The 1,150-nt window shown below is 43.3% G+C and carries 1 protein-coding gene; it reads left to right on the top strand.

The window, feature by feature from the left end; translation table 11 throughout:
- Positions 1 to 11: 11 nt before the first annotated feature.
- Positions 12 to 1,150, top strand: a 1,139-nt coding sequence (locus CSC79_RS19950; protein WP_143483850.1) for an Ig-like domain-containing protein, incomplete at its 3' end; no start/stop codon positions are given.

Raw genomic sequence — 1,150 nt, 5'->3', positions numbered from 1 at the left:
GTGATGGCAGTATGACTGCAGCACTACCAGCATTTAGTTTGGAAGTTATTAATATTAATGATGCGCCTGTGATATCGGGGTCACCGAGTACAACCATAGCAGAAGACAGCTCCTATTCATTCACGCCGGCAATCACTGATGTTGATAACAATGTATTTGTGTTCTCTATTAGTAATAAGCCAAACTGGCTCAATTTTGATGTTAATACGGGGGCAGTTAGCGGCACACCAACAGATGAACATGTTGGCATACAGCAAGGGATAATAATAAGTGCATCGGATGGTACTGTGAGTGTCAGCTTACCAGCCTTTGCAATTGAGGTAACGAACACCAATGATGCGCCGGTAGGACAAAACACAGCATTTACATTGGATGAAGCACAAACATTAACGGTGACAAGTGCCAACGGTTTATTAAGTAACGCGACTGATTACGACATTGATAGCGGAGACAGCTTATCTTTAGTTATTGTCAGTCAGCCGCAATTTGGTGAACTATCAGCACAAGCGGATGGTAGCTTTAGTTACGCGCATAATGGCGGGGAAGATAACTCTGATAGCTTTACCTATCAAGTTAAAGATAGCTTAGGTGAATTGTCACCACTATATACTGCAACACTGACTATTAATGCTATAGCTGACGCACCAATTGCACAAGATGATACAGTGCAAACCACTGAAGACACTGGGGTAACATTTAGCCTGACGGATAATGACACCGATGCTGAAGGTGATATGGTCGTTGCTTCAGCTGCCGTGTTAGTGGCGCCTACTAAAGGTAATGTTAGCATTATCAATGGTGTCGCGACGTATACCCCGGCACAAAACGAGACAGGTACTGATAGCTTTACGTACACAGTTAAAGATGCTGCAGGAAATACATCAAATACTGCAACAGTGAACATTGATATTACGCCAGTCAACGATGTACCCGTTGCAGCTGCTATAGAAGTTAATACATTAGAAGATACAGCGTCTGATGTCACTGCGCTAAGATCGCAAGCAACCGATGTGGAAGATGTTATACCAACTGGTGCAATCACTGTGGTGCGCTCACCAAGCAAAGGGCAAGTAAGTATTGATGAAACCGCAGGTACCTTTGTTTATACACCTAATAGTAACGAAGTTGGACAAGACACCTTTACCTACAC

This window comes from Pseudoalteromonas sp. 3D05 (assembly GCF_002723455.1).
Classification (GTDB): Bacteria; Pseudomonadota; Gammaproteobacteria; order Enterobacterales; family Alteromonadaceae; genus Pseudoalteromonas.
The sequence above is the reverse complement of the archived record's forward strand: the minus strand, read 5'-3'. Positions and strand labels throughout refer to the sequence as shown.